The sequence below is a fragment of the Flavobacterium xanthum genome (genome assembly GCF_900142695.1).
Taxonomy (GTDB): Bacteria; Bacteroidota; Bacteroidia; order Flavobacteriales; family Flavobacteriaceae; genus Flavobacterium; species Flavobacterium xanthum.
This window is the reverse complement of the sequence record NZ_FRBU01000087.1, coordinates 1-2,162: the sequence shown is the minus strand read 5'-3', so window position 1 is coordinate 2,162 and position 2,162 is coordinate 1. Positions and strand designations below refer to the sequence as shown.

Sequence of the window (2,162 nt, the reverse complement as noted above, 5' to 3'; positions counted from 1 at the left end):
ACCTCGGAAAAGGCATCAATTTGATTCTCCAAATGAAGTATATTTACAATTATTAAACAATAATCAGGAATTCGCATTAATTAATTGAATCCACCAATTAAAAAAATGGTACAAGTGGGAGATGTTGATGGCGTTGCCAGATTGAGGGAAGATCATTATGATTATCAATATACTCAAGTTAATTATTCGACATTTGAATGGAGAAACAAATACAAGAAAAAATTAAATCTCACAAAAGACGAAACAAGCGTTTTAGATAAAATATGGTATTCGAGTAATAATTTTGTAAATATTGAATATTGCTGTATTGAAGTAATTAGACTTTATCTGGCAACAATGAATAATTTAAAACAGATATATGTTAATAATGGTTCATCAATTGAAATAGAATTTGAAGAAATTGCAGATGTTGTAGTTAGAAAACATTTTAGATATAGGAAAGGCAGTAATAATTACAAGCACGCCATACAGTCTTGCGAGAATGAGTTTCATACTAATATTTTTAAATTTTGCGAAAATACGGTAAGAGAACACTTTGGTCATAAAAGAAAAATAACTATTGATCCCTATGCATCATCTTTAGATGCAAAAGAAGAATTTGAAACAAAGCTAATTAGTAAAATTGCCCAGATTCATTTAGTATTAATTTCAAAAATAAATTTACCTGATAAAGAAACAGAAATAAAACTCAACCTTCAGAACACAACACGCTGGAAAACTAAATTTAAAGAAATTAGTTCCAGTTTCAATAAAAACTCAAAAGAGTTTCTGGATCAAATTATTGAATTAGGAAAATTAAACAAAGAAAATCCTTCAGTTGAAAATATCTTTTTTGAAGGTTCTAAATTTATTGCAAAATATAATCAAGAAGATGCTTTGTCACTATATATACATTATCTTGATCATGATTTAAAGTCAATAACTTTTGATAACAAACAATTAACAAAAACTATACAAAAAAGCCTTTTTAAAGAAAATATTCAGCTTGAGAATTTTGAAAGGATAGTTAGTGAATTTATACATGATAAGGATTTGGGAAAGGCACTTAATTCAGTTCCAAAGGTATATGCAGTTAAACGCAAAAAAATTCAACTTGATAAATCTCTTATTAAGGAAGTCCAGCAGCAGCATTCTAGTACAGTAGAGCTATTGAATGAATTTTTAAGAGATGAAAATTTGGAAGATATAGAGAATAAAGCAGAATTAGAGGAGCAAATTGAAATTAGTATAGATCAAGGTAAAATGGAAGAGACAGTATCAATATATTCAAAAGATTTTGTTTTTAAACCAATTCATACTTCAACATTAGAGCTTTTTTTTAAAAATAATTTTTCAATACTTCAAAGTGAATTTGAAAATTTTGCAAAATCTAAAGGAGCCTTTAAGAACCAGTTAATAGAAAATATTAATGAAATATGTTTTGAGAATCTTGATGATCTTTTAATTGAAGAAGATGAAGAATATTACACTATAAATTATGATTATTACCAAAAACTTTTAGCAAAATGATAGATAACATTAAACCCAAAGAAGCGACTTCAATTATAAATTCATTGATAGGAGGTGTTGTTCCTAAGATTGGAGTTCAGCATATTACTGTAGGACGTTCTGAAGAAATTGCTTCCTTTGTAACAGCTTTAGAAGATGTTAAGAATGGACATAGTATGGCGAAATTCTGGATAGGAGACTTTGGTTCAGGAAAATCCTTTATGCTTCATGTTCTTAATACGGTTGCTTTAAAACAAAAATTTGTTGTTTCTAATGCTGATTTTACACCAGACAATCGGCTATATTCAAATGATGGTAAAGGTGTAATGCTTTATTCGACAATAATGGACAATATAGCAATTCAAACAAAACCTGAAGGGGGAGCTTTGCCAACTTTACTGGAAAAATGGATTGATCAGGTAATTACTAAAACTTCTGAAGAAAGTAATATTTCGTTAACATCGATTCGAGATGAACAATATTTAGGTTTAATTCAAAAAAACCTGATGAAAACTATAAGTGAAATAACTGAAGTTGGAAGTTTTGATTTCGGAACGGTAATAATGAAATATTATGAAGTATGCTGCTCCCCAAAAAACGTACAACTTTTTGTGTGAATTTAAGATAGGATTAAAAACCTTAAATTAGCAGAATTATGTCAAGAACAAGAAGAG

The 2,162-nt window shown here is 28.4% G+C and carries 2 protein-coding genes; both read left to right on the top strand.

What is annotated here, in order from left to right; genetic code table 11:
- Positions 1–105: 105 nt before the first annotated feature.
- Positions 106–1,509, top strand: coding sequence for a tellurite resistance TerB C-terminal domain-containing protein (locus BUC11_RS16455; protein ID WP_073355785.1), 1,404 nt, complete (start codon positions 106–108; stop codon positions 1,507–1,509).
- Complete coding sequence (locus BUC11_RS16450; RefSeq protein WP_245793954.1) at positions 1,506–2,105, top strand: BREX system ATP-binding domain-containing protein; 600 nt, start codon at positions 1,506–1,508, stop codon at positions 2,103–2,105. The genes BUC11_RS16455 and BUC11_RS16450 overlap by 4 nt, the downstream gene beginning before the upstream one ends.
- Positions 2,106–2,162 lie beyond the last annotated feature (57 nt).